The sequence below is a fragment of the Streptomyces chromofuscus genome (assembly GCF_015160875.1).
Classification (GTDB): domain Bacteria; phylum Actinomycetota; class Actinomycetes; order Streptomycetales; family Streptomycetaceae; genus Streptomyces; species Streptomyces chromofuscus.
This window is the reverse complement of the sequence record NZ_CP063374.1, coordinates 5,583,455-5,603,731: the sequence shown is the minus strand read 5'-3', so window position 1 is coordinate 5,603,731 and position 20,277 is coordinate 5,583,455. Positions and strand designations below refer to the sequence as shown.

Annotated in this window: 15 protein-coding genes, 1 tRNA gene and 1 pseudogene; 3 read left to right on the top strand and 14 right to left on the bottom strand. The window is 69.7% G+C overall.

The window, feature by feature from the left end; translation table 11 throughout:
- Positions 1-50: 50 nt before the first annotated feature.
- The 12 genes and pseudogenes from prmC to IPT68_RS25370 form a co-directional block, all read right to left on the bottom strand.
- Complete coding sequence (prmC, locus tag IPT68_RS25425; protein WP_189701542.1) at positions 51-890, bottom strand: peptide chain release factor N(5)-glutamine methyltransferase; 840 nt, start codon at positions 888-890, stop codon at positions 51-53.
- Positions 891-961: 71 nt separating this feature from the next.
- Complete coding sequence (prfA, locus tag IPT68_RS25420; protein WP_189701473.1) at positions 962-2,029, bottom strand: peptide chain release factor 1; 1,068 nt, start codon at positions 2,027-2,029, stop codon at positions 962-964.
- Between the two features lie 112 nt (positions 2,030-2,141).
- On the bottom strand, positions 2,142-2,363 hold the full coding sequence (gene rpmE / locus IPT68_RS25415) for a 50S ribosomal protein L31 (protein WP_030042685.1): 222 nt from the start codon (positions 2,361-2,363) through the stop codon (positions 2,142-2,144).
- Between the two features lie 223 nt (positions 2,364-2,586).
- Positions 2,587-3,723 carry an LCP family protein gene (locus IPT68_RS25410; RefSeq protein ID WP_189701472.1) on the bottom strand — a complete coding sequence of 379 codons (1,137 nt, stop codon included), beginning with the start codon at positions 3,721-3,723 and terminating at the stop codon, positions 2,587-2,589.
- A gap of 211 nt (positions 3,724-3,934) precedes the next feature.
- Positions 3,935-5,740, bottom strand: coding sequence for a trypsin-like serine protease (locus IPT68_RS25405; RefSeq protein WP_189701471.1), 1,806 nt, complete (start codon positions 5,738-5,740; stop codon positions 3,935-3,937).
- Between the two features lie 138 nt (positions 5,741-5,878).
- Positions 5,879-7,900 (bottom strand): transcription termination factor Rho, encoded by a 2,022-nt coding sequence (gene rho, locus IPT68_RS25400; protein WP_189701470.1) that lies wholly within the window; start codon positions 7,898-7,900, stop codon positions 5,879-5,881.
- 405 nt (positions 7,901-8,305) lie between these two features.
- Complete coding sequence (gene thrB / locus IPT68_RS25395) at positions 8,306-9,250, bottom strand: homoserine kinase (RefSeq protein ID WP_189701469.1); 945 nt, start codon at positions 9,248-9,250, stop codon at positions 8,306-8,308.
- Between the two features lie 264 nt (positions 9,251-9,514).
- Positions 9,515-10,573 carry a threonine synthase gene (thrC, locus tag IPT68_RS25390; protein WP_189701468.1) on the bottom strand — a complete coding sequence of 353 codons (1,059 nt, stop codon included), beginning with the start codon at positions 10,571-10,573 and terminating at the stop codon, positions 9,515-9,517.
- Between the two features lie 6 nt (positions 10,574-10,579).
- A complete protein-coding gene (locus tag IPT68_RS25385) occupies positions 10,580-11,872 on the bottom strand; it encodes a homoserine dehydrogenase (protein ID WP_189701467.1) in 1,293 nt (430 codons plus the stop codon).
- A gap of 340 nt (positions 11,873-12,212) precedes the next feature.
- Positions 12,213-13,604, bottom strand: coding sequence for a diaminopimelate decarboxylase (gene lysA / locus IPT68_RS25380; RefSeq protein ID WP_189701466.1), 1,392 nt, complete (start codon positions 13,602-13,604; stop codon positions 12,213-12,215).
- 16 nt (positions 13,605-13,620) lie between these two features.
- A complete protein-coding gene (gene nrtL / locus IPT68_RS25375) occupies positions 13,621-14,799 on the bottom strand; it encodes an ArgS-related anticodon-binding protein NrtL (RefSeq protein ID WP_194074008.1) in 1,179 nt (392 codons plus the stop codon).
- A gap of 225 nt (positions 14,800-15,024) precedes the next feature.
- A pseudogene (locus IPT68_RS25370) lies at positions 15,025-15,619 on the bottom strand (response regulator).
- Between the two features lie 65 nt (positions 15,620-15,684).
- Between IPT68_RS25370 and IPT68_RS25365 the strand changes: the two are divergent.
- Positions 15,685-15,756: transfer RNA gene (locus IPT68_RS25365), tRNA-Arg, on the top strand.
- Between the two features lie 211 nt (positions 15,757-15,967).
- Here IPT68_RS25365 and IPT68_RS25360 read toward each other — a convergent pair.
- Positions 15,968-17,344 (bottom strand): tyrosine-type recombinase/integrase, encoded by a 1,377-nt coding sequence (locus IPT68_RS25360; RefSeq protein ID WP_189696665.1) that lies wholly within the window; start codon positions 17,342-17,344, stop codon positions 15,968-15,970.
- On the bottom strand, positions 17,341-17,514 hold the full coding sequence (locus tag IPT68_RS25355; RefSeq protein ID WP_189696706.1) for a helix-turn-helix transcriptional regulator: 174 nt from the start codon (positions 17,512-17,514) through the stop codon (positions 17,341-17,343). Before IPT68_RS25355 ends, IPT68_RS25360 begins: the two co-directional genes overlap by 4 nt.
- Positions 17,515-18,003: 489 nt before the next feature.
- Here IPT68_RS25355 and IPT68_RS25350 point away from each other — a divergent pair, with 489 nt between their 5' ends.
- Complete coding sequence (locus IPT68_RS25350; RefSeq protein ID WP_189696664.1) at positions 18,004-19,092, top strand: IS630 family transposase; 1,089 nt, start codon at positions 18,004-18,006, stop codon at positions 19,090-19,092.
- Positions 19,093-19,878: 786 nt separating this feature from the next.
- On the top strand, positions 19,879-20,145 hold the full coding sequence (locus IPT68_RS25345; RefSeq protein ID WP_194074125.1) for a hypothetical protein: 267 nt from the start codon (positions 19,879-19,881) through the stop codon (positions 20,143-20,145).
- The last annotated feature ends 132 nt before the right edge of the window (positions 20,146-20,277 follow it).

Here is a 20,277-nt window from a genome sequence, read left to right as displayed (position 1 = left end):
CTAGCGGGCCTCCTCGTACACGTACTGCTGGGGTGAAGTCTGGTCGGTACTCACGGCAGCGCCTTGCGGGCGGTGGCGAAGCGCGGGCGGTTGTTGAGGTCGGGATGGTCGGCCGCGTCGGCCCACCCCCGCTCCTCGGTGAAGATCCACGGCACCTGGCCGCCCTGGGTGTCGGCGTGCTCGATGACGACCACGCCGCCGGGGCGCAGCAGCCGGTGCGCGGTGCGTTCCAGGCCGCGGATGAGGTCGAGGCCGTCCTCGCCGGAGAACAGCGCCATGTCGGGGTCGTAGTCCCGGGCCTCGGGGGCGACGTACTCCCACTCGGTGAGCGGGATGTACGGCGGGTTGGAGATCACCAGGTCGACCTGCCCGTCGAGGTCCGGGAACGCGGTCCGGGCGTCTCCCTGCCGCAGGTCGACCCGGGAGCCCTCGACGTTCTTGCGGGTCCAGTGCAGCGCCTCTTCGGACAGCTCCACGGCGTGCACGCGGGAGCGCGGCACCTCCTGGGCGAGCGCCAGCGCGATGGCGCCCGAGCCGGTGCACAGGTCGACGATCAGCGGCTCGACGACGTCCATGGCGCGCACGGCGTCTATGGCCCAGCCGACCACGGACTCCGTCTCCGGACGCGGCACGAACACACCGGGCCCGACCTGGAGTTCCAGGTACCGGAAGAAGGCCCGCCCGGTGATGTGCTGAAGCGGCTCGCGCTGCTCACGGCGCGCGATGACCTCCCAGTAGCGGGCGTCGAAGTCGGAGTCCTGCACGGAGTGCAACTCGCCCCGCTTCACGCCGTGCACGAACGCGGCGAGCTCCTCCGCGTCGGTGCGCGGAGAGGGCACGCCGGCGTCGGCCAGCCGCTGGGTGGCCTGGGCCACCTCCGCGAGCAGCAGACTGCGGGGACTTGGGGGTCGCCCCCCAAAAGATGGCTGCACGCTCGTCCTCCGTCGTACTCGTGAGTGCCTTACGCGGCTGCGAGCTTGGCGGCCGAGTCCGCGTCGACGCAGGCCTGGATCACCGCGTCGAGGTCGCCGTCCAGGACCTGGTCCAGGTTGTACGCCTTGAAGCCGACGCGGTGGTCCGAGATGCGATTCTCCGGGAAGTTGTACGTGCGGATCTTCTCGGAGCGGTCGACGGTGCGGACCTGGCTGCGGCGGGCGTCGGCGGCCTCCCTCTCCGCCTCCTCCTGCGCCATGGCGAGCAGCCTGGAGCGCAGGATACGCAGTGCCTGCTCCTTGTTCTGCAGCTGGCTCTTCTCGTTCTGGCAGGAGGCGACGACTCCGGTGGGGATGTGCGTGATGCGCACGGCGGAGTCGGTGGTGTTGACGGACTGGCCGCCGGGCCCGGAGGAGCGGTAGACGTCGATGCGCAGGTCGTTCGGGTTGATCTCGACGTCGACCTCCTCGGCCTCGGGGGTGACGAGCACGCCGGCCGCGGAGGTGTGGATACGGCCCTGGGACTCGGTCGCCGGCACGCGCTGCACGCGGTGCACGCCGCCCTCGTACTTCAGCCGCGCCCAGACACCCTGCCCGGGCTCGATCTGCCCGCGCGCCTTCACCGCGACCTGGACGTCCTTGTAACCGCCCAGCTCGGACTCGGTGGCGTCGATGATCTCGGTCTTCCAGCCGACGCGCTCGGCGTACCGCAGATACATGCGCAGCAGGTCGCCGGCGAACAGCGCCGACTCGTCGCCGCCCGCGCCCGCCTTGATCTCGAGGATCACGTCCTTGTCGTCGCTGGGGTCGCGCGGAACGAGCAACAGGCGGAGCTTCTCCGTCAGCTCCTCGCGCTGCTGCTCCAGCTCCTTGACCTCGGCGGCGAACTCCGGGTCGTCGGCGCCCAGTTCGCGGGCCGTCTCGATGTCGTCGCCGGACGACTTCCAGGAGCGGTACGTGGCGACGATCGGGGTCAGCTCGGCGTACCGCTTGTTCAGCTTGCGGGCGTTGGCCTGGTCGGCGTGGACCGACGGGTCGGCGAGCTTCTTCTCCAGGTCGGCGTGCTCGACGACGAGCTCCTCGACGGCCTCGAACATCTCTGGCTCCTGTGGATACGTACGGGGGTGAAGTGGGCGGGCGACCAAAAACGCCGGTCCCGGCGCGCCCGGGTGAAAGGGGCGCGGCCGTGGACCGGCGAATTGGGGCTCGCTACTTCTTGGAGCCGGCAGCCTTGCCGAAGCGGGCCTCGAAGCGGGCCACACGGCCACCGGTGTCGAGGATCTTCTGCTTGCCCGTGTAGAACGGGTGGCACTCGGAGCAGACCTCGGCCCGGATGGTGCCGGAGTCGATCGTGCTACGGGTGGTGAACGACGCGCCACAGGTGCAGCTGACCTGCGTCTCGACGTACTCGGGGTGGATGTCGCGCTTCAAGGTGTCTCCTAGATTTCGGGAGGGCGCCGGGTCGCAGCCGCGGGGTGCGGGAGCGTGAACCGGAGCCGACGTACCAGTCTGCCAGGACTGGGGCCATCCCCCAAAACCGGGGGTTGGTGTCGTCTATTCCGTGCAGGTGAGGGGTGGGGGCACGGGCGGGGTGGCGCTTGATCGTCGTCGGCGGCCGCGGGTCGACTGTGGTTGGTCGCGCCCCGCGCCCCTTTCAGGGCGTGATCACGCCCTTCGCCTCGCCCGTCGCCGTGCCCTCCGTGGCGGACTTCGGGATCGGTGCGTCCTTCTTGAGGGCCGTCCAGACCTGCTGGGCCTTCGCCTCGTCGAACAGGACGCGGTTGGGTTCGGCCGGGTCGTATCGGACCGGCATCGTGACCATGGTCATCTTCGCGGCGCTGATCCCCTTCAGGCCGCCCGCGAAGGACACCATGGCGTTGACCGAGCCGAGGGAGGAGTCGGTGGTGATCGCGCCCGTGGCGGTGTCGGCGAGGTCGTAGAGCTTCTTGGGGCTGGTGAACAGGCCGATGTCCTTCACCTGCTCGACCAGCGCCTTCACGAAGGCCTGCTGGAGCTGGATGCGGCCGAGGTCGGAGCCGTCGCCCACCCCGTGCCGGGTGCGGACCAGGCCGAGGGCCTGCTCGCCGGTGAGGCGGTGCGTGCCGGCCGGGAGGTCCAGGTGGCTGTCGGGGTCGCTGATGTCCTCCGTCGTGGTGACCTCGACGCCACCCAGCTCGTCGACGAGCTTCCGGAAGCCGGAGAAGTCGACCTCCAGGTAGTGGTCCATCCGGATGCCGGTGAGGGACTCGACGGTCTTCACGGCGCAGGCGGCGCCGCCGGTGGCGTACGCGGAGTTGAACATCACGCCGGAGGCCGCGTCGTGCGTCGTGCCGTCGGTGTCCGTGCAGGCCGGGCGGTCGATCAGGGTGTCGCGCGGGACGGACACCACCGCGGCCCTCTTCCGGCCCTCGTACAGGTGCACGATCATCGCGGTGTCGGAGCGGGCGTTGCCGTCGTCGGCGCCGCCGCCCAGCCGCTGGTTGCCGCCTGAACGGGTGTCCGAGCCGAGGACCAGGATGTTCTCGGAGCCGTTGTCGGCCTTGCCGGGCCGGTCGGTGCCCAGGGCGTGGTCGATGTCGACGCTTGCGATGTTGCCGTTGAGCTTGAAGTACACGTATCCGACGCCCGTGCCGCCGAGGACGAGGACGCCCGCCGCGGTCCAGGCCGCGATCAGCAGCCCTCTGTGGCCCCTGGACCGGGGCTTGCGGCGGCGGCCGCCGCGCCGTCGGCGCGGGCCGTGTGCGCCGGGCTCACCCGGTATGCCGGACTGCGGCGTGCTGTCGGCAGGCATGCGCTCCTCGGCTCCCGTCGGTCGGGTACCCCCTGCGATGGCGTTCGGACTCGGTCGTCGGCGCGACCCCGTACCCGCTCCATCGTCGCCCCGCCGGGCCGGGCGGGGAAACTCGGGACGGGGTCGCACGACGCACGGTGCCCACCCGGGGCTCGGGTGGGCACGGTGCGTAGCGGTGGCGGGCCGGATGTCTCCCGGCTCACCTGCGGTGTCAGGCGAGGATGTCGTACCCCTTGAAGTAGGTCCCGACCGAGACCCGTGTGGCGAAGAACTCACTCGTGGCGTTGCCGGTACCCCGGTAGAGGTAGAGGGTGCCGCCGGGCGTGCGGGCCAGGAGGTCGGCGCGGCCGTCGCCGCTGACGTCGCCGACCGTAACGAGCGTGTTGTACGTCGAGCTGCTCCAGGTCGTCACCTTGATCCGGCTGGTGAACGCCCCGGTGGCCTTGCCCGTGCCCTTGTACAGGTAGACGTAGCCGTTGCTCGCGTTGCGGGCGATGAGGTCGGTCCTGCCGTCGCCGGTGAAGTCGCCTTGGCCCTTCAGCGCGTTGTACTGGTTCCAGCCGGTGCCGAACTGCACGCGCGTAGCGAACGTGCCGTTGCCCTTGCCGGGGTAGATCCACAGCGCGCCGGCCGAGTCGACCGACAGCAGGTCGGGCAGGTAGTCGCCGGTGACGTCACCCGGGACGAGGATGCGGGTGCGGGTCTTCCAGTTGTCGGCGATGCGCTGGGTGACCCAGGAGTTGCTCGACACCACGTAGTGCGCCCAGAAGACGTCGCCGTCGCTGCTGCGGCGGTAGACGAGGTCCTGGTAGCCGTCCCGGTCCAGGTCGGCCTGCACGACGGAGTTCACGCCGGCCCAGTAGCCCCAGTTCTCACCGGCCACGAACGAGGTGCCCCGGGAGTACCGGGAGTAGCCGGTGTCCGTGGACGCGCTGCGCAGCCACAGGTCGCCCCGGTGGTCGCCGTCGAAGTTGGTGTCGTCCACCCGCGGGTAGGCGGCCCCGACGTACGTGGTCACCTTGGTGAAGACGCTGTAGGCGCCCGCGGCGACGCAGTCCTCCACGCCCCAGGAGACGATGCCGACGATCCGGTTGTTGACCACCAGAGGGCCGCCGGAGTCGCCGTTGCAGGCGGTCGTGGTGCCTTCGTCGCTGCCGGTGGCGGGCGTGCCCGCGCAGACCATGTGGCCCTTGATGAACCAGGAGCCGTAGGCGGTGGTGCACGTGCTGTCCGACTGGACGGGCAGCGTGGCCGTCTTCAGCGTCTCGGAGATGTAGTCGTGGGTGGAGCTGGTCCGGCCCCAGCCGTACACCTTGGCGCTGGTCCCCGCGGCGTACGAGGCGGTGTCCCCGGCCGTCGTCATGCGGATCGGCGTCGCCTTGACCGCGTACGGCAGGGTGAGGACCGCGAGGTCCGCGTCGAGGGTCGACGAGCGGTACGACGAGTGGTGCCACTGCCGCCAGACGCCGGTGATGGCGCCGCCGTGCAGGTCGGTGATGTAGCCCTGGTCGTCGACGGACGGCAGCTGCGCGGTGCCGGTGATCACCAAGCCGTTGCGGTGCCAGTCGTACCCGGCGACGCAGTGCGCGGCGGTGAGGATCTTCGTCGGCGCGACCACCGCTCCGCCGCAGAAGAAGCCGACGTCGTCGGCGGTGTCGGCGGTGCCCTTGTCGTCGCCGTACCAGAGCTGGGCCATCCACGGGGCGGAGGCGATGGTCGTGGTGGTGCCGCCGATGATCTTCGGGTCGATGCCCTGTTCGGTGGTCCCGGCGGCGTACGACGCCTTCGCCGGCGCCTGCCCGGCCGCGTCGTCGCCGGCGATCGCGGTGGCGAGCCGCCGCTCCAGCTCGGCGGCCGACGGTGAGCTGGTGGCGGGCTCGACGGAGGGCTGCGGCAGCGGCGTCGCCGCCTCGGCGGAGGTGGTCAGCAGCGCGGCGGCGACGGCGACGGCGACACCTGCCGCGGAGACGGGCAGGGCGATGCGTATCCGGCGTCTGTGCCGACCGGCGCCGGACATGGTTGTGAACAAGTCAGGTCCCCCCAGGGGTGCTTGAGTGAGAAGAGGGTGAACTGGTCCCCCCCTCCTCTCAGCGCCGAAAGGCCGGTCCCCGTCACTGACGTGACGGGGACCGGCCTTCGAGGGACGTACGGCCGACTAGTCGCCGTTGCCGGGAGTCGGCGTCGTCTTCTGGATCTGCATCAGGAACTCGACGTTCGACTTCGTCTGCTTCATCTTGTCGAGCAGCAGCTCGATCGCCTGCTGCTGGTCGAGCGCGTGCAGCACCCGGCGCAGCTTCCAGACGATGTTCAGCTCCTCGGCGCCCAGCAGGATCTCCTCCTTGCGCGTACCCGAGGCGTCGACGTCGACGGCCGGGAAGATGCGCTTGTCGGCGAGCTTCCGGTCGAGCTTGAGCTCCATGTTGCCGGTGCCCTTGAACTCCTCGAAGATCACCTCGTCCATGCGGGACCCGGTGTCCACCAGGGCGGTGGCGAGGATGGTCAGCGAGCCGCCGTCCTCGATGTTGCGGGCCGCACCGAAGAAGCGCTTCGGCGGGTAGAGGGCGGTCGAGTCGACACCACCGGACAGGATGCGGCCGGAGGCCGGGGCGGCGAGGTTGTACGCACGGCCCAGACGCGTGATCGAGTCGAGCAGCACGACGACGTCGTGACCCAGCTCCACCAGGCGCTTGGCGCGCTCGATGGCCAGCTCGGCGACCGTGGTGTGGTCCTCGGCCGGACGGTCGAAGGTCGAGGAGATGACCTCACCCTTGACCGACCGCTGCATGTCGGTGACCTCTTCCGGACGCTCGTCGACCAGGACGACCATCAGGTGGCACTCGGGGTTGTTGTGCGTGATCGCGTTGGCGATCGCCTGCATGATCATGGTCTTACCGGTCTTCGGCGGGGCCACGATCAGACCGCGCTGGCCCTTACCGATCGGCGACACGAGGTCGATGATGCGGGTGGTGAGCACGCCCGGGTCCGTCTCCAGGCGGAGGCGGTCCTGCGGGTACAGCGGCGTGAGCTTGTTGAACTCCGGGCGGCCGCGGCCGTGTTCGGGCGCCATGCCGTTGACGGAGTCGAGCCGGACGAGCGCGTTGAACTTCTCGCGCCGCTCGCCTTCCTTCGGCTGGCGGACCGCGCCGGTGATGTGGTCGCCCTTGCGCAGGCCGTTCTTGCGGACCTGGGCGAGGGAGACGTACACGTCGTTCGGACCGGGCAGGTAGCCCGAGGTGCGAATGAAGGCGTAGTTGTCGAGGATGTCCAGGATGCCCGCGACCGGGATCAGGACGTCGTCCTCGGCGATCTGCGGCTCGCCGCCGCCCATCTCGTCACGGCCACGGCGGCCCCGGCGGTCCCGGTAGCGGCCGCGACGGCCACGCCGGCCGCCGTCGAAGTCGTCGTCGCTCTGGCCCTGGCCGCCGCCACCCTGCTGCTGACGCTGCTGGCCCTGACCCTGGCCCTGGTTCTGCTGCTGGTCGTCGCCCTTGCCCCGGCGGTCGCGGTCACGGTCACGGTCACGGCCGCGCTCACGGCGGTCACGACGGCGGCCCTCGCCGCCGTCACCGGCGTCGCCCTGCGGCCCGGACGTGTCGGCCCTGGACTCGCTCCTGGCCTCGGCTGCCACGGTCTCGGGGCTGCCCGCCTCGGCGGTGGCCCGGCGACGGCGGCGCTCCGCGGGGGCGTCGTCGGCGGGGGCGCCTCCCTGCTCGAGCGGAGCCGAGAGCTTGGGGGACGGCTGACCGGGAATCTCGATCTGCTGCTGGGCCACGGCCTTGTCGGCCGGCGCCTCGGCCGTCTTGGCGGCCTTCTCGGCGGGGGCCTCGTCGCCGGTGCGCGCCTTGGAGGTGGCGCGGCGCTTCGGCTTGGTCTCGGCGGCGGCCTCGGCGGTCTTCGCCGGGGCTCCACCTCCCCCAGTGCCCGAAAGGGCCTGGGAGGTACCCCCAGCCTGCGCCTCCTTGATGACCTCGATCAGCTGGCTCTTGCGCATGCGCGCGGTGCCCCTGATGCCGAGGCCGGATGCGACCTGCTGCAGCTCGGCCAGCACCATGCCCTCGAGGCCGGTACCGCGGCGCCGCCGGGAGCCGGCACCGCTGGCAGGCGCGGAGGCGTCCGTGGCGGGCGCGGCAGCGGTCTCCTCGACACGTGCGCCCATCAGATCGGTGGTGTCGCTCACGAAGGGTCCTTCCCTGGAGCGGACGTCGGCCTGTCTGGCTCGGCGACCGGTTGTGCTGTCCGGCGTCGGTTCTTGCTGACCGAACCGTGCCGGGGCGGTGGTCCGCCAAAGCGGCGGAGGAAATATCTGGTGATGGCGCTTCCTTGAGCCGTGACACCCAGTGTCACGTGGCGTGGTCGCACCGGTTCCGGAGCGTGCCCGTCGGACCGCTCAGTGTCGGCGTACGACGTACTGCCCGCGTACGAGGTACGAAACACAGTGCGGCTTGGGGAGCTCCCGGAAGAATGTCTGTCCCGAACCGGGACACGAGGCACCTCGCCATGGTGGGGTCGGGTGCAGACTTGAGGTTAACACTACCGGATCCAACAAACATTCCCCCTCTCGAAATCCGGCAATCGCGTGCTTTTAATCGGCGCTCGTCGCATCGGCGCCGCTGGTCGCGAGGGGCAATACGCTCGCTCCCGGCACGTCGAGGGCCAGCCGGTTCGCCGCCCAGCCCGGGCCTGCCAGCTGTTCCACCTTGTCGGCCGTGCCCTCGTCGGCCAGCGCGAGCACGGTGGGTCCGGCGCCGGAGATGACCGCGGGGATGCCGTCCGCCCGCAGCCGATCCACCAGGGCCGCGCTCTCGGGCATGGCGGGGGCGCGGTACTCCTGGTGCAGCCGGTCCTCGGTGGCGGGCAGCAGCAGCTCGGGGCGCCTGGTCAGGGCCTCGACGAGCAGCGCGGCACGGCCCGCGTTGGTGGCGGCGTCGACATGCGGCACGGAGCGCGGGAGCAGACCGCGCGCGGTCTCGGTCAGGACCGGCTTTCCGGGCACGAAAACCACCGGAACGATGGAATCGGCGGGGTCCATCCTGATCGCCCGCGCGGCGCCGGCCTCCATCCAGGAGAGCGTGAAACCGCCGAGCAGACAGGCCGCGACGTTGTCGGGGTGGCCCTCGATCTCGGTGGCCAGCTCCAGCAGGCCCCGGTCGTCCATCCGGGCCTCGCCGCCTATGGTCACGGCGCGGGCGGCGACGATTCCGGCACAGATGGCGGCCGACGAGGAACCCAGGCCACGCCCGTGCGGAATGCGGTTCGCACAGACGATCTCCAGGCCGCGCGGCTGACCGCCCAGGGAATCGAAGGCGCTCCGGAGAGAGCGGACGAGAAGGTGGCTTTCGTCACGTGGCAGCGTCTCGCTACCCTCCCCCGCGATGTCGATGTGCAGCCCGGAGTCGGCCACCCGGACGACCACGTCGTCGTAGAGCCCCAGCGCGAGGCCGAGGGCGTCGAAGCCCGGGCCGAGGTTGGCGCTGGTGGCGGGGACGCGCACCCGTACGGCGGCGGCGCGGAACGCTGGACCGGCCATCGCTCGATGACTCTCCTTGAGCTGCGTGATTGTCGAAGACAGTCGATGACGTACGACGAACCCTTCGGGCCGTTGCCGGATCACACCGGGGATCACGGCGACGGCGCGGAGCCCTGCCTATGCGAGGCATATGCGGGGGGCGGGTTCAGTACAGCCTATCGAAGGAAGGTTCTGTCGCGACATAGGGCGCACAGGAGGCGCACGATGCGTGTCGTAAGCCCCCTGTGCACCCCTTTCAGGGATTACCCCGGGTCAAGCGGTGCGTCAGACCAGTCCGAGGCGCTCGGCGGCGGTGGCCGCGTCCACCGGAACGGTGACCGGCTGCGGTGCGCCGGCGACGGCCCAGTCGGGGTCCTTCAGGCCGTTGCCGGTGACCGTGCACACGATGCGCTGGCCCGGGTCGACCTTGCCGAGTTCGGCGGCCTTCAGCAGACCGGCCACGGAGGCGGCGGAGGCGGGCTCGACGAAGACGCCCTCCTGCGCGGCCAACAGGCGGTAGGCGCGCAGGATCTCACGGTCCGTCACCTCGTCGATGAGGCCGCCGGACTCATCGCGCGCGTCGATCGCGTGCTGCCAGGAGGCCGGGTTGCCGATGCGGATCGCGGTGGCGATGGTCGACGGGTCCTTGACCACCTCGCCGCGGACGATGGGCGCGGAACCGGAGGCCTGGAAGCCCCACATGCGCGGCGTCCGGGCGGCGACGCCGTCGGCGGCGTACTCCCGGTACCCCTTCCAGTACGCCGTGATGTTGCCCGCGTTGCCCACCGGCAGGACATGGATGTCGGGGGCGTCGCCGAGCATGTCCACGATCTCGAACGCGGCGGTCTTCTGACCCTCGATACGCACCGGATTGACCGAATTGACCAGCGCGACCGGGTAGTTGTCGCTGAGCGCGCGGGCGAGCGTGAGGCAGTCGTCGAAGTTGCCGTCCACCTGCAGGATCTTCGCGCCGTGCACCAGGGCCTGGCCCATCTTGCCGAGCGCGATCTTGCCCTGCGGCACGAGCACGGCGGAGACCATCCCGGCGCGCACGGCGTACGCGGCGGCGGAGGCGGACGTGTTGCCGGTGGAGGCGCAGATGACGGCCTTCGCGCCCTCCTCCTTGGCCTTGGAGATGGCCATGGTCATGCCGCGGTCCTTGAAGGACCCGGTCGGGTTGGCGCCCTCCACCTTGAGGTGGACCTCGCAACCCGTGCGCTCGGAGAGCACCTGCGCGGGCACGAGGGGCGTACCGCCCTCGCGGAGCGTCACGACCGGCGTGGTGTCGGAGACGGGCAGCCGGTCCCGGTACTCCTCGATGATTCCGCGCCACTGGTGGGTCATTGCTGGTTACTCTCCTTCAACCCGCATGATGCTGGCGACACCCCGCACGGTGTCGAGCTTGCGCAGCGCCTCGACGGTCCCGGTGAGGGAGGCGTCGGAGGCGCGGTGCGTGACGACGACGAGGGAGGCCTCGCCGTCCTTGCCCTGCTGCCGAACGGTATCGATGGACACCCCGTGCTCGGCGAACACGGTGGCCACCTGGGCGAGAACACCCGGTTTGTCGGCGACGTCGAGGCTGATGTGGTAGCGCGTGACGACCTCGCCCATGGACGAGACGGGCAGCGCGGCGTACGCGGACTCGCCGGGGCCGGTGGCGTTGCTGAGCCGGTTGCGGCAGACGGCGACGAGGTCGCCGAGCACGGCGGAGGCCGTCGGGGAGCCGCCGGCACCGGGGCCGTAGAACATGAGCTGTCCGGCCGCGTCCGACTCCACGAACACCGCGTTGTACGCGCCGCGCACGGAGGCGAGCGGGTGGGTCAGCGGGATCATCGCCGGGTGCACGCGCGCGGTGACGGACCCGCCGTCCGCGGCCCGCTCGCAGATGGCGAGCAGTTTGATGGTGCAGCCCATCTCCCTGGCGGAGGCGAAGTCGGCCGCCGTCACCTCGGTCATGCCCTCGCGGTAGACGTCGTCCAGGCGCACGCGCGTGTGGAAGGCGATACCGGCGAGGATGGCGGCCTTGGCGGCGGCGTCGAAGCCCTCCACGTCGGCCGTGGGGTCGGCTTCCGCGTACCCCAGGGCGGTCGCCTCGTCGAGGGCCTCCTGGTAGCCGGCCCCCGTCGAGTCCATCTTGTCGAGGATGAAGTTGGTGGTCCCGTTGACGATGCCGAGCACCCGGTTGACCTTGTCGCCGGCGAGGGACTCGCGCAGCGGGCGGATCAGCGGGATGGCGCCCGCGACGGCGGCCTCGTAGTAGAGGTCCCTGCCGTGCTCCTCCGCGGCCGCGTGCAGGGCGGCGCCGTCCTGGGCGAGGAGGGCCTTGTTGGCGGAGACGACGGAGGCGCCGTGCTCGAACGCGGTGGTGATCAGCGTACGAGCGGGCTCGATGCCGCCGATGACCTCGACGACGACGTCGAGGTCGCCGCGTTTGACGAGGGCGGTGGCGTCGGTGGTGACGAGGGCCGGGTCGATGCCCTCGCGCACCTTGTCGGGCCGGCGCACGGCGACGCCCGCGAGCTCCACCGGGGCGCCGATGCGGGCGGCGAGGTCGTCGGCGTGCGTCGTCATGATGCGCGCCACCTCTGAGCCGACCACTCCACAGCCCAGCAGCGCCACCTTCAGCGGACGCGTACGCATCATCCGACCTCGTTTCCTCTTACCGTCTACGGTTGGACCAGTCTCACTCACCGGACGGGAGTTTCTGTCCTTTGTCCGGATCGTGAGACGTTTATTTCATTTTTCCCGGGTGGGAAGAAGGAGATCTTCCGCTCCGCGGGGTGGGCCGGTCCACGGCCCCTTGCTCCAGCCACGGGTGCCGTCCCGTCCACCCCGTTGCCGTCCCGTCGAACCCGGTTGCCGCCCCGGCGGAACCTGCTCGGCGTCCCGGCGGAACCTGTTGCCTTCCAGCCGGACCCCGTTGCCGTCCCATCGTCGGAACCCGAAACCCGGTCGGCGCCTTGTGGGCTCCGCCGCGGTGCCGTCATCCGACGTCGAGACGCAGGAGGTCCTCCTCCGTCTCCCGGCGGACGATCACACGCGCCACGCCGTCGCGCACGGCGACGACCGGCGGGCGGGTCACGTGGTTGTAGTTGCTGGCCATGGAGCGGCAGTACGCGCCGGTGGCCGGCACCGCGATGAGGTCACCCGGCGCCAGGTCGGCGGGCAGGAACGCGTCCTTCACCACGATGTCGCCGCTCTCGCAGTGCTTGCCGACGACGCGGGCCTGCATCGGCGCGGCGTCGGAGCTGCGGGAGACGAGCGCGACGCTGTACTCGGCGTCGTACAGCGCGGTGCGGATGTTGTCCGACATCCCGCCGTCGACCGAGACGTACGTCCGCAGCCCGTCGAGCGGCTTGACGGTGCCCACCTCGTAGAGCGTGAAGGCGGTCGGCCCGACGATGGCGCGCCCCGGCTCGACGGAGATGCGCGGGGTCCGCAGCCTGGCGGCCTCGCACTCGCGGGTGACGATCTCGGTCAGGGCCTTGGCGATCTCGTGCGGCTCGCGCGGGTCGTCGTCGCTCGTGTACGCGATGCCGAGACCACCGCCCAGATCGATCTCGGGCAGCTCGACGCCGTGCTCGTCCCGGATGTCCTTGAGCAGCCCGACGACCCGGTGGGCGGCGACCTCGAACCCGGACATGTCGAAGATCTGCGACCCGATGTGCGAGTGGATGCCGATCAGCTCCAGCCCGTCGAGCTGGAGCGCCCGCCGCACCGCCTCCGCGGCCTGCCCGCCGGCCAGCGGGATGCCGAACTTCTGGTCCTCGTGGGCGGTGGCGATGAACTCGTGCGTGTGCGCCTCCACGCCGACGGTGACACGAATCTGCACCCGCTGGCGCCGACCCAGCTCCCGCGCGATGTGGGCGACGCGGACGATCTCCTGGAAGGAGTCGAGCACGATGCGCCCCACGCCGGCCTCGACGGCCCGCCGGATCTCGTCCGTCGACTTGTTGTTGCCGTGGAAGGCGATGCGGTCGGCGGGCATCCCGGCGGAGAGCGCGGTGGCCAGCTCGCCCCCGGAGCACACGTCCAGGTTCAGCCCTTCCTCGTTCAGCCACCGCACGACGGCCCGGGACAGGAACGCCTTGCCCGCGTAGAAGACGTCGGCGTCGTGCCCGAAGGCGGTGCGCCAGGCGCGGGCGCGGGCGCGGAAGTCGGTCTCGTCGAGGATGTAGGCGGGGGTGCCGAACTCCTCGGCGAGCCGCGTCACGGGGATGCCGCCGACCGCGACGACGCCGTGGTCGTCGCGGCTGACGGTCTGGGCCCACACCTTGCCGTCGAGGGCGTTGAGGTCGGCGGGCGGGGCGCTGTAGTGCCCCTCGGGGAGGACGTCGGCGTGACGGGGCCCGGCGGGATGTGCGGAACGGCTCATGTCTCTTTGTGCTCTCTCAGAGGTGTTCGGGTGCGTCGATGCCGAGCAGGGACAGGCCACCGGCCAGCACCGTCCCGGCGGCTTCGGCGAGCGCGAGCCGGGCCCGGTGGGCGGCCGAGGGTTTCTCCGCACCGCGCGGCAGCACGGTGGGCAACAGCGGCAGCACGGCATCGGCAACGCTGACGAGGTGCCGGGCGAGCCGGTCGGGGGCGTGGTGGGTGGCGGCGGTGGCGAGGATGCGGGGGTGGTCGGCGAGGGTGGTGAGGAGGGTGGGCGTCGTTGCGGCGGTGGGCGGCGTTGCGTGGGCGTGCGTCGTTACGTCGACGTCCGTCGTTCCGTCGGTGTCCGCCGGGTCGGCGGTGAAGCCGAGGTCGGCGGCGTTGCGGGTGAGGGCGCGGGTGCGGGCGTGGGCGTAACGGACGCGGAAGAGGGGGTTGCTCTCGCGCTGGACCAGGTGGTCAGGGGTGAGGCGGGGGCGGTCGTGGGGGGCGGGGTACAGCAGGGCCCAGCGGGCGGCGTCGCGGGCCAGAGGGAGGGGGGTGGTGGGAGCGGGGGTGGGGCGGAGGGTGACCGGGGCGTTGTGGTTGCTGCTGGTGTGGGCGTCGCTGCCGGCGTCGCTGGCGCTGTCGGGGCTGTCGGCGCTGTTGCCTGAGTCGTCGGGGGCGATGGGGTCGCCCTGGGCATCGACGTGGACGCCGAGCACGGCTTCCCACTCCGGGGCGGGCCGGTCGTCGCAACTGGTCCGTACGACGGCGCCCTGGGAGCGCAGGAGGCGGGCGACGGCGTCCAGGACGACGAGGGCGCGCACTTCGCGCGGGGCGTGCAGATGCACGACTCGCCCTGCGAGGGCGTCGCTGTGCCCGTAGCGGGACCCGTCCCGGAGGATGCGCCGGACGACGCCGCCGGAGGCGGCGCTGCCGAGGGCGATGTTCAAAAACCCGGGCCCGGTGATCTCGACGCCGCTGACTCCCTCAGCCCTCGCGAGATACGGCCGCAGCACCTCGGCGACCTGCAGGGACGGCCGGCCGGCGGGGCGGGCGAGCTGCAGGGCGATGTTGGTGGCGTAGTCGCCCCAGCCTCCGGGACCGGGCGGCGTGACTACGGCACGCGCGGGAACGGCCACGCTGAGCTCCCCCTCGTCGACAGCGCGACGCACGGCGCGCAGCACGGTGCGGGAGAGCTCGACGGGGGTCACGGGACAAGCGTATGGGAGGAGGGGGGTGGGTATGCGAGCCGGTTTGGACGCTGGTCCGGCATGTGGACGGCGTCGGACGAACGTCACACGACACCCGGCGCGAGCCTCTTGGGACGAGCGTCCGGGCACTCACAACCGGGCGCCGATGGCCTTGGCCACCGGCCGATGATCACTGATCGCTGTCGTAACCGATGACGGCTGCCCGGCGACGCAAGCCGACGACACTCAACCCGCCCGGCCGGCCCTTTCGGCGGGCTCGCCCCGCTCAGCCTCAGCCACTCCGAACAGCGCACCGGTCCCGGCCTCACCAGCCTCAGAAGCCCTCGCTGCCCCCCGCTCGATCAGCTGCCGCACAAGCTGAACCAGTTCCCCGGGCTCGAACGGCTTGGCGAGGAAGGCGTCGACGCCGAGATCGAGGCCGCTCTCGACCTCGTACTGCGTACAGGCGCTGACAATGGCGAGGGGCAGATGCCGGGTCAGGGGATCGGCCCGCAGCCGGGCGGCGGTCCGCAGTCCGTCCAAGCGCGGCATCACGACGTCGAGCGTGACGACGTCGGGCCGCACCTGATGAACGACTTCCAGACACTCGGCACCATCGGCCGCGGTCACGACCTCGAAGCCCTCCAGCTCGAGGTTGACCCTGATCAACTGCCGGATGACCTTGTTGTCGTCCACAACAAGCACCCGACCCGACGCGCCTGGCACAACTTCGAGAGTAGGTCGGACCCGGCCACCGCGTCCGGGTTTTCCCCACTTCCACCCCCTGCGGGCGACCCACCGCCCTCCTGACCTCGGAGCGACCCCCGGGAAACCCGTTCATGAACACCCCACGGGAGCTGGTAGTGTTCTACCCGTCGCCGCGAGACACACCACAGCGGCCGACACGCCCCCGTAGCTCAGGGGATAGAGCAACGGCCTCCGGAGCCGTGTGCGCAGGTTCGAATCCTGCCGGGGGCACTGCAGGTCAGAGGGCTAAAACGCCACCTGACCAGCGCAGATGCCGAAACGAAGTAACTGCAGCCATATGCAGCCGAGGGCCAGCGAAAGCAGCCGTAGGACGCGCGCTGCGGGACATACGCGGGATCGGACATTGGTGCACTAAATGACCAATCCGCCACATAGCGAACGCCCCGAGGGTTCACCCCCGGGGCGTTCGGTGTGATCATCGTCACTCGTATTCGAGCAACAGATCCTCGATTCGTTTGTTGGCCACCACGTGCCGCCCATGGAGACACTTGGCATACCGAGCCAACAGCACCTCCACGGTGTTTCCGGCCCGCTCCGCGACCTCCGTCGGATCGACTCCGGCATTCAGCCATGTCGACAGCGCCGAGTGACGCAGGTCGTACGGACGGTCAGCGAGTGGGCTCGCAACAAGTTCCGGTGGCAGGCCGAGCTCTCGGGCCTCCGCCCACACTCGCGAGTAGGTCGAGGAGCCGACCAGTCCGCCACGCTCATTGAAGAAGAGTCTGCCGTCATCTGCCGTGCCGAACGTGTCGATGCTGTCGCGCCAGATGGCCACCAGGATCGGCGGCAGAGGCGTCGGACGCACCTCCTCGGGATCGCGGTTCTTCAGCCCGCGGTCGTCGTGCACCTCGCCCGTCTTGGTCCACTTCTTCCCTGCGGTCGGTCTGGTCCGATGGAGATTCGCCAGCCCCCAGCCCTCCTCAGGGAGGTGGCAGTCCTGGACCGCGACACCGACAGTCTCCGCCGGACGCATCCCGGCGTAGTACATGCCGGCGAACATGCCCACCAGTCGCCGGCCCCTGGCTCGGTGGTAACCGCCCACGTACGAGACAGCGCCGATCAGGTTGTCGGCCTGCTTCGGGTTGGCCACGACGCGGGGGTCAACGGGGACGATTCTTGACGGTTTCTGTACGGAAACCGAGTTGACGGGATTCTCGTCGAACTCGCCAAGCTCCGTGGCGTAGTTGAGCGCGTTGACGAGGACCTTGCGCTTACGCTTGAAAGTCTCACTCGATGCCGCTTCTCCATCGAGTTTCAGCTTGAGCGCTTCCAGCACCCCGCGCATGACGGCGGGCTTGGCCAGATCGGCGAGCGGAGGAGAGTTCCTTGCCACCCAGTCGATCACGGCTCTGGCCTCTGGCGGGATTTCGCGATCTTCCGGGCCGGGGAGGACAAATGCCCAGTCCCGAAGCGCCCGCTGCATTGCTCCATCCGTCGGACGTCCGGGACGCTTCGGCATGAGCGCCTTTGTGACACCCGTCAGCGCCTCATTGATCTCGTCCCGATAGTTAGGCGCGGCATGCGGCCACTTCACCTTCAGGTATTTCAAGGCGAAGGCGTACCAGGTGAGGGCGGGTGCCTTTTCCTCCATCGAGGGAGGGAAGCCCGTTTCCGTGTCGAACTGCTCCCCATTCTCCTGGGCCATGAGGAGTTGGGCGCGCAACTTGTCGGCAAGCCCCTTAGTGCGACGCGAGCGAGATACCTCGCGCCCTGCCACGGTCCAGCGCACCTCGAAGGTGTCCTTCCCCTGGCGCTGCTTAGCCCTGACGCCCCATATTCGAACGTCGGTCGTCTTCAAGCTGCGGCTTCCTCTCTCTCGTGCAGCCATTCCATGAACGCACTTCGCCACACACGTAGCTCGCCGTTCGGGAGTTTCAGTACGGCAGGCCCCGTTCCCATCTCGCGCCACCGGTAGAAGGTTCGGCGGGATGTGCCCTTCAGCTCTGCCAGCACCTCAGGGACGGTCATCAACTCGTCGCCCTTTTCGCGCTTCCTCACTCAGCGTCTCCCGTGTGGAACCGCCGAAAACCGAAGCGTCGCTGTGCAGTTACCACTACGCCATAGCACGAGAAAGCACTGCGGCGGGAGCGCGCGATTCAGTTTTTGAGCAGGGGGTATCACGAAAGGGCGCATGAGGTTCCTTACGAGGTGGTGCAGAATCCACAGCAGCTTGTGGCGAGGTGGCTGGCCGTTGGGCGAGTTTCGTGCCTCTCTCGGATTCCCGGGGTCTGGTCCTGCCCGCTGAGCGGGCGCTAGACCACGCCTGGGCACCAGGAAGGCGCTGTCCGCTCCAGGTCCACCGCCAAGTAGCCGGTGCGAACGACATCAATACTCCGGACGATCCCCGGTTTGGCTAACCGGGGATCGTCGGCTATGTTGCGCGCCCCCACAGGGAAGTTCACGGACCGTTCCTAGTGTCCTGAGTCCGAAGTTCGCGGGCGGTTGTAGGGTGGGGTGATGCCTGGTCCGAAGCCGTTGTCGCTGGAGTTGTCCGATCACGAGCGCAGGGTGCTGCGGGGCTGGTTGCGCAAGCAGAGTGCGTCTCAGGCACTGGTGTTGCGGTCGAGGATCGTGCTGGCGTGCGCGGAGGGCCGGCCGAACGCGCAGGTCGCGCAGGACCTGGGTGTCTCGCGGGAGACGGTACGCAAGTGGCGGGCCCGGTTTGCTGCGGACCGACTGGAGGGCCTGGTGGACCAGCAGCGATCGGGGGCACCGCGGAAGATCACGGATGAGCAGGTCGAGGCCCTGGTCGCCAGGACGCTGGGCCAGGCGCCGCCGACGGGTGATTCGCACTGGTCGACGCGTTCGATGGCCCGGTCGGCGGGGATGTCGCAGTCGGCTGTCTCGCGGATCTGGCGGGCGTTCGGTCTCAAGCCGCACATCGTGGAGACCTGGAAACTGTCGACCGACCCGCAGTTTGTCACCAAGGTCCGCGATGTGGTGGGCATTTACCTGTCGCCGCCGGAGAACGCCCTGGTCCTGGCGGTGGACGAGAAATCACAGATACAGGCCCTGGACCGGACCCAGCCCGTGCTGCCCATGGCGCCGACCGTGCCGGCGAAGATGACCCATGACTACGTCCGGCACGGCACGACCAGCCTGTTCGCCGCCCTGGACATCGCCTCCGGCTCGGTCATCGCCCAGCACTACCGACGCCACCGCCACCAGGAGTTCCTCCGCTTCCTGAAGGTCATCGACGCCGCCGTCCCCAAGGACCTCGAACTCCACCTGGTCCTGGACAACTACGCCACCCACAAGACCGAGCCGGTCAAGAAGTGGCTGCTGCGACACCCCCGTTTCCACCTCCACTTCACCCCGACCTCGGCGTCCTGGCTCAACCTCGTCGAACGCTGGTTCGCCGAGCTGACCTGCCGCAAACTCCGCCGCTCAGCCCACCGCAGCGTCATCGAACTCGAACGGGACATCCGCGGCTGGATCAACGAGTGGAACAAGAACCCCAAGCCGTTCGTCTGGACGAAGACCGCCGACGACATCCTCGACACCCTCGCCGCATACTGCACACGAATTAACGACTCAGGACACTAGCGGACGAAGCTCAGGAGGCCAGCCGGTACGACCGGAGACCAGGGGTCGCGCCGACCGCCACGACCACCAGGAGCCCATCATCAGTGAGCCGGTCGAGGTTGCGTGCCACGACGCGCTCGGGAGCACCGAGGGCTCGGGCGACGTGTCGGGGTGCGGCTCCAAGGTGCGTCGCGATGTGCGCGAGGACAGCTCGGTCCTCGCGTCCGCGTTGCAGCAAGTCCTCGCCGAACAGCCCAGCCGCGCAGACGCAGAGACACAGGGCCGTAGAGAGGGCGCCGTAGTCCTCTTGAGGGCGCTCCTGTGCGGTCCACGCGTTCAGGGCACCGAGCGCCAAGAGGATGGGAGCAGTGAAGCGGGCGGAACGGAGAGCGGCATTCGACAGATGGTGCTCCTTGAGTCGGGGCCTCTGCGAGGAGGCCGAGTGGCATGAGGTACCGGCTGCCGTCATGGCCGACCTATCTGCAGGTCGGCCCGGAAGCCCTAATCCCTTCGCTGACCTGGAGTTTTCCGGGACGTTGTACGTTGACATGGTCCCGGCGCAGGTTCCAGTCCTTTGGGGCTCTTTCTCGTCTGCCGTGGGCGAATTGTCCGTCGACAGCGAACCCAGTCCGCGGCCGTTCTTGACATCCAATCCAGTCGTCGCAGGTCACGGGGCTCGCAGCAAGGCCAATGCCACGAGGCCGCCTTGACACCGAAGTTAGTCCGCGCAGGTCAGCGCCTCGCGGTCGACTGACTTCGCTGTCAACGGACACGAATGCGCCCCGGCGGCCACGTCCGGTGGCGGCTGTGTTCGGGGCGGAGAGCCACCAGGAGGTACTCGCCCGCTCTCCGTTCTCTCGCATCGAAGTCGCCCGTTGGGACCTCACCGTCAACCGCGACCTGGACTCCGTGATCGGCCTCCAGTTTTCCTCCAGCTACAGCACTCCCGCCCAGCTCGGCGACCGCAAGGACGCCTTCGAGCACGATCTCCGCCAGGCCCTCACCGCCTTCAACCCCGGCGGCACCTTCGACGAGCTCGTACGCACTGAAGCCATCTTCGCCACTCGGCCGTGATGACGACGGCAGTCTCACCACCCTCCCTCGACCGCGATTCGTGCCAGGAGCTTGACCAAGGGGAGCTCCGCCGCCACGGCATCCACGCTATTGATCAGAAACTCACTGGGTTTACTCGTCGAGGGTGTAGCG

Coding starts and splice junctions, on each gene's coding strand:
- prfA (WP_189701473.1), bottom strand. CDS start 2,029: ATGTTCGAGGCCGTCGAGGAGCTCGTCGTCGAGCACGCCGACCTGGAG.
- IPT68_RS25410 (WP_189701472.1), bottom strand. CDS start 3,723: ATGCCTGCCGACAGCACGCCGCAGTCCGGCATACCGGGTGAGCCCGGC.
- IPT68_RS25405 (WP_189701471.1), bottom strand. CDS start 5,740: ATGTCCGGCGCCGGTCGGCACAGACGCCGGATACGCATCGCCCTGCCC.
- thrB (WP_189701469.1), bottom strand. CDS start 9,250: ATGGCCGGTCCAGCGTTCCGCGCCGCCGCCGTACGGGTGCGCGTCCCC.
- thrC (WP_189701468.1), bottom strand. CDS start 10,573: ATGACCCACCAGTGGCGCGGAATCATCGAGGAGTACCGGGACCGGCTG.
- IPT68_RS25385 (WP_189701467.1), bottom strand. CDS start 11,872: ATGATGCGTACGCGTCCGCTGAAGGTGGCGCTGCTGGGCTGTGGAGTG.
- lysA (WP_189701466.1), bottom strand. CDS start 13,604: ATGAGCCGTTCCGCACATCCCGCCGGGCCCCGTCACGCCGACGTCCTC.
- IPT68_RS25355 (WP_189696706.1), bottom strand. CDS start 17,514: ATGACCGTCCCTGAGGTGCTGGCAGAGCTGAAGGGCACATCCCGCCGA.
- IPT68_RS25350 (WP_189696664.1), top strand. CDS start 18,004: ATGCCTGGTCCGAAGCCGTTGTCGCTGGAGTTGTCCGATCACGAGCGC.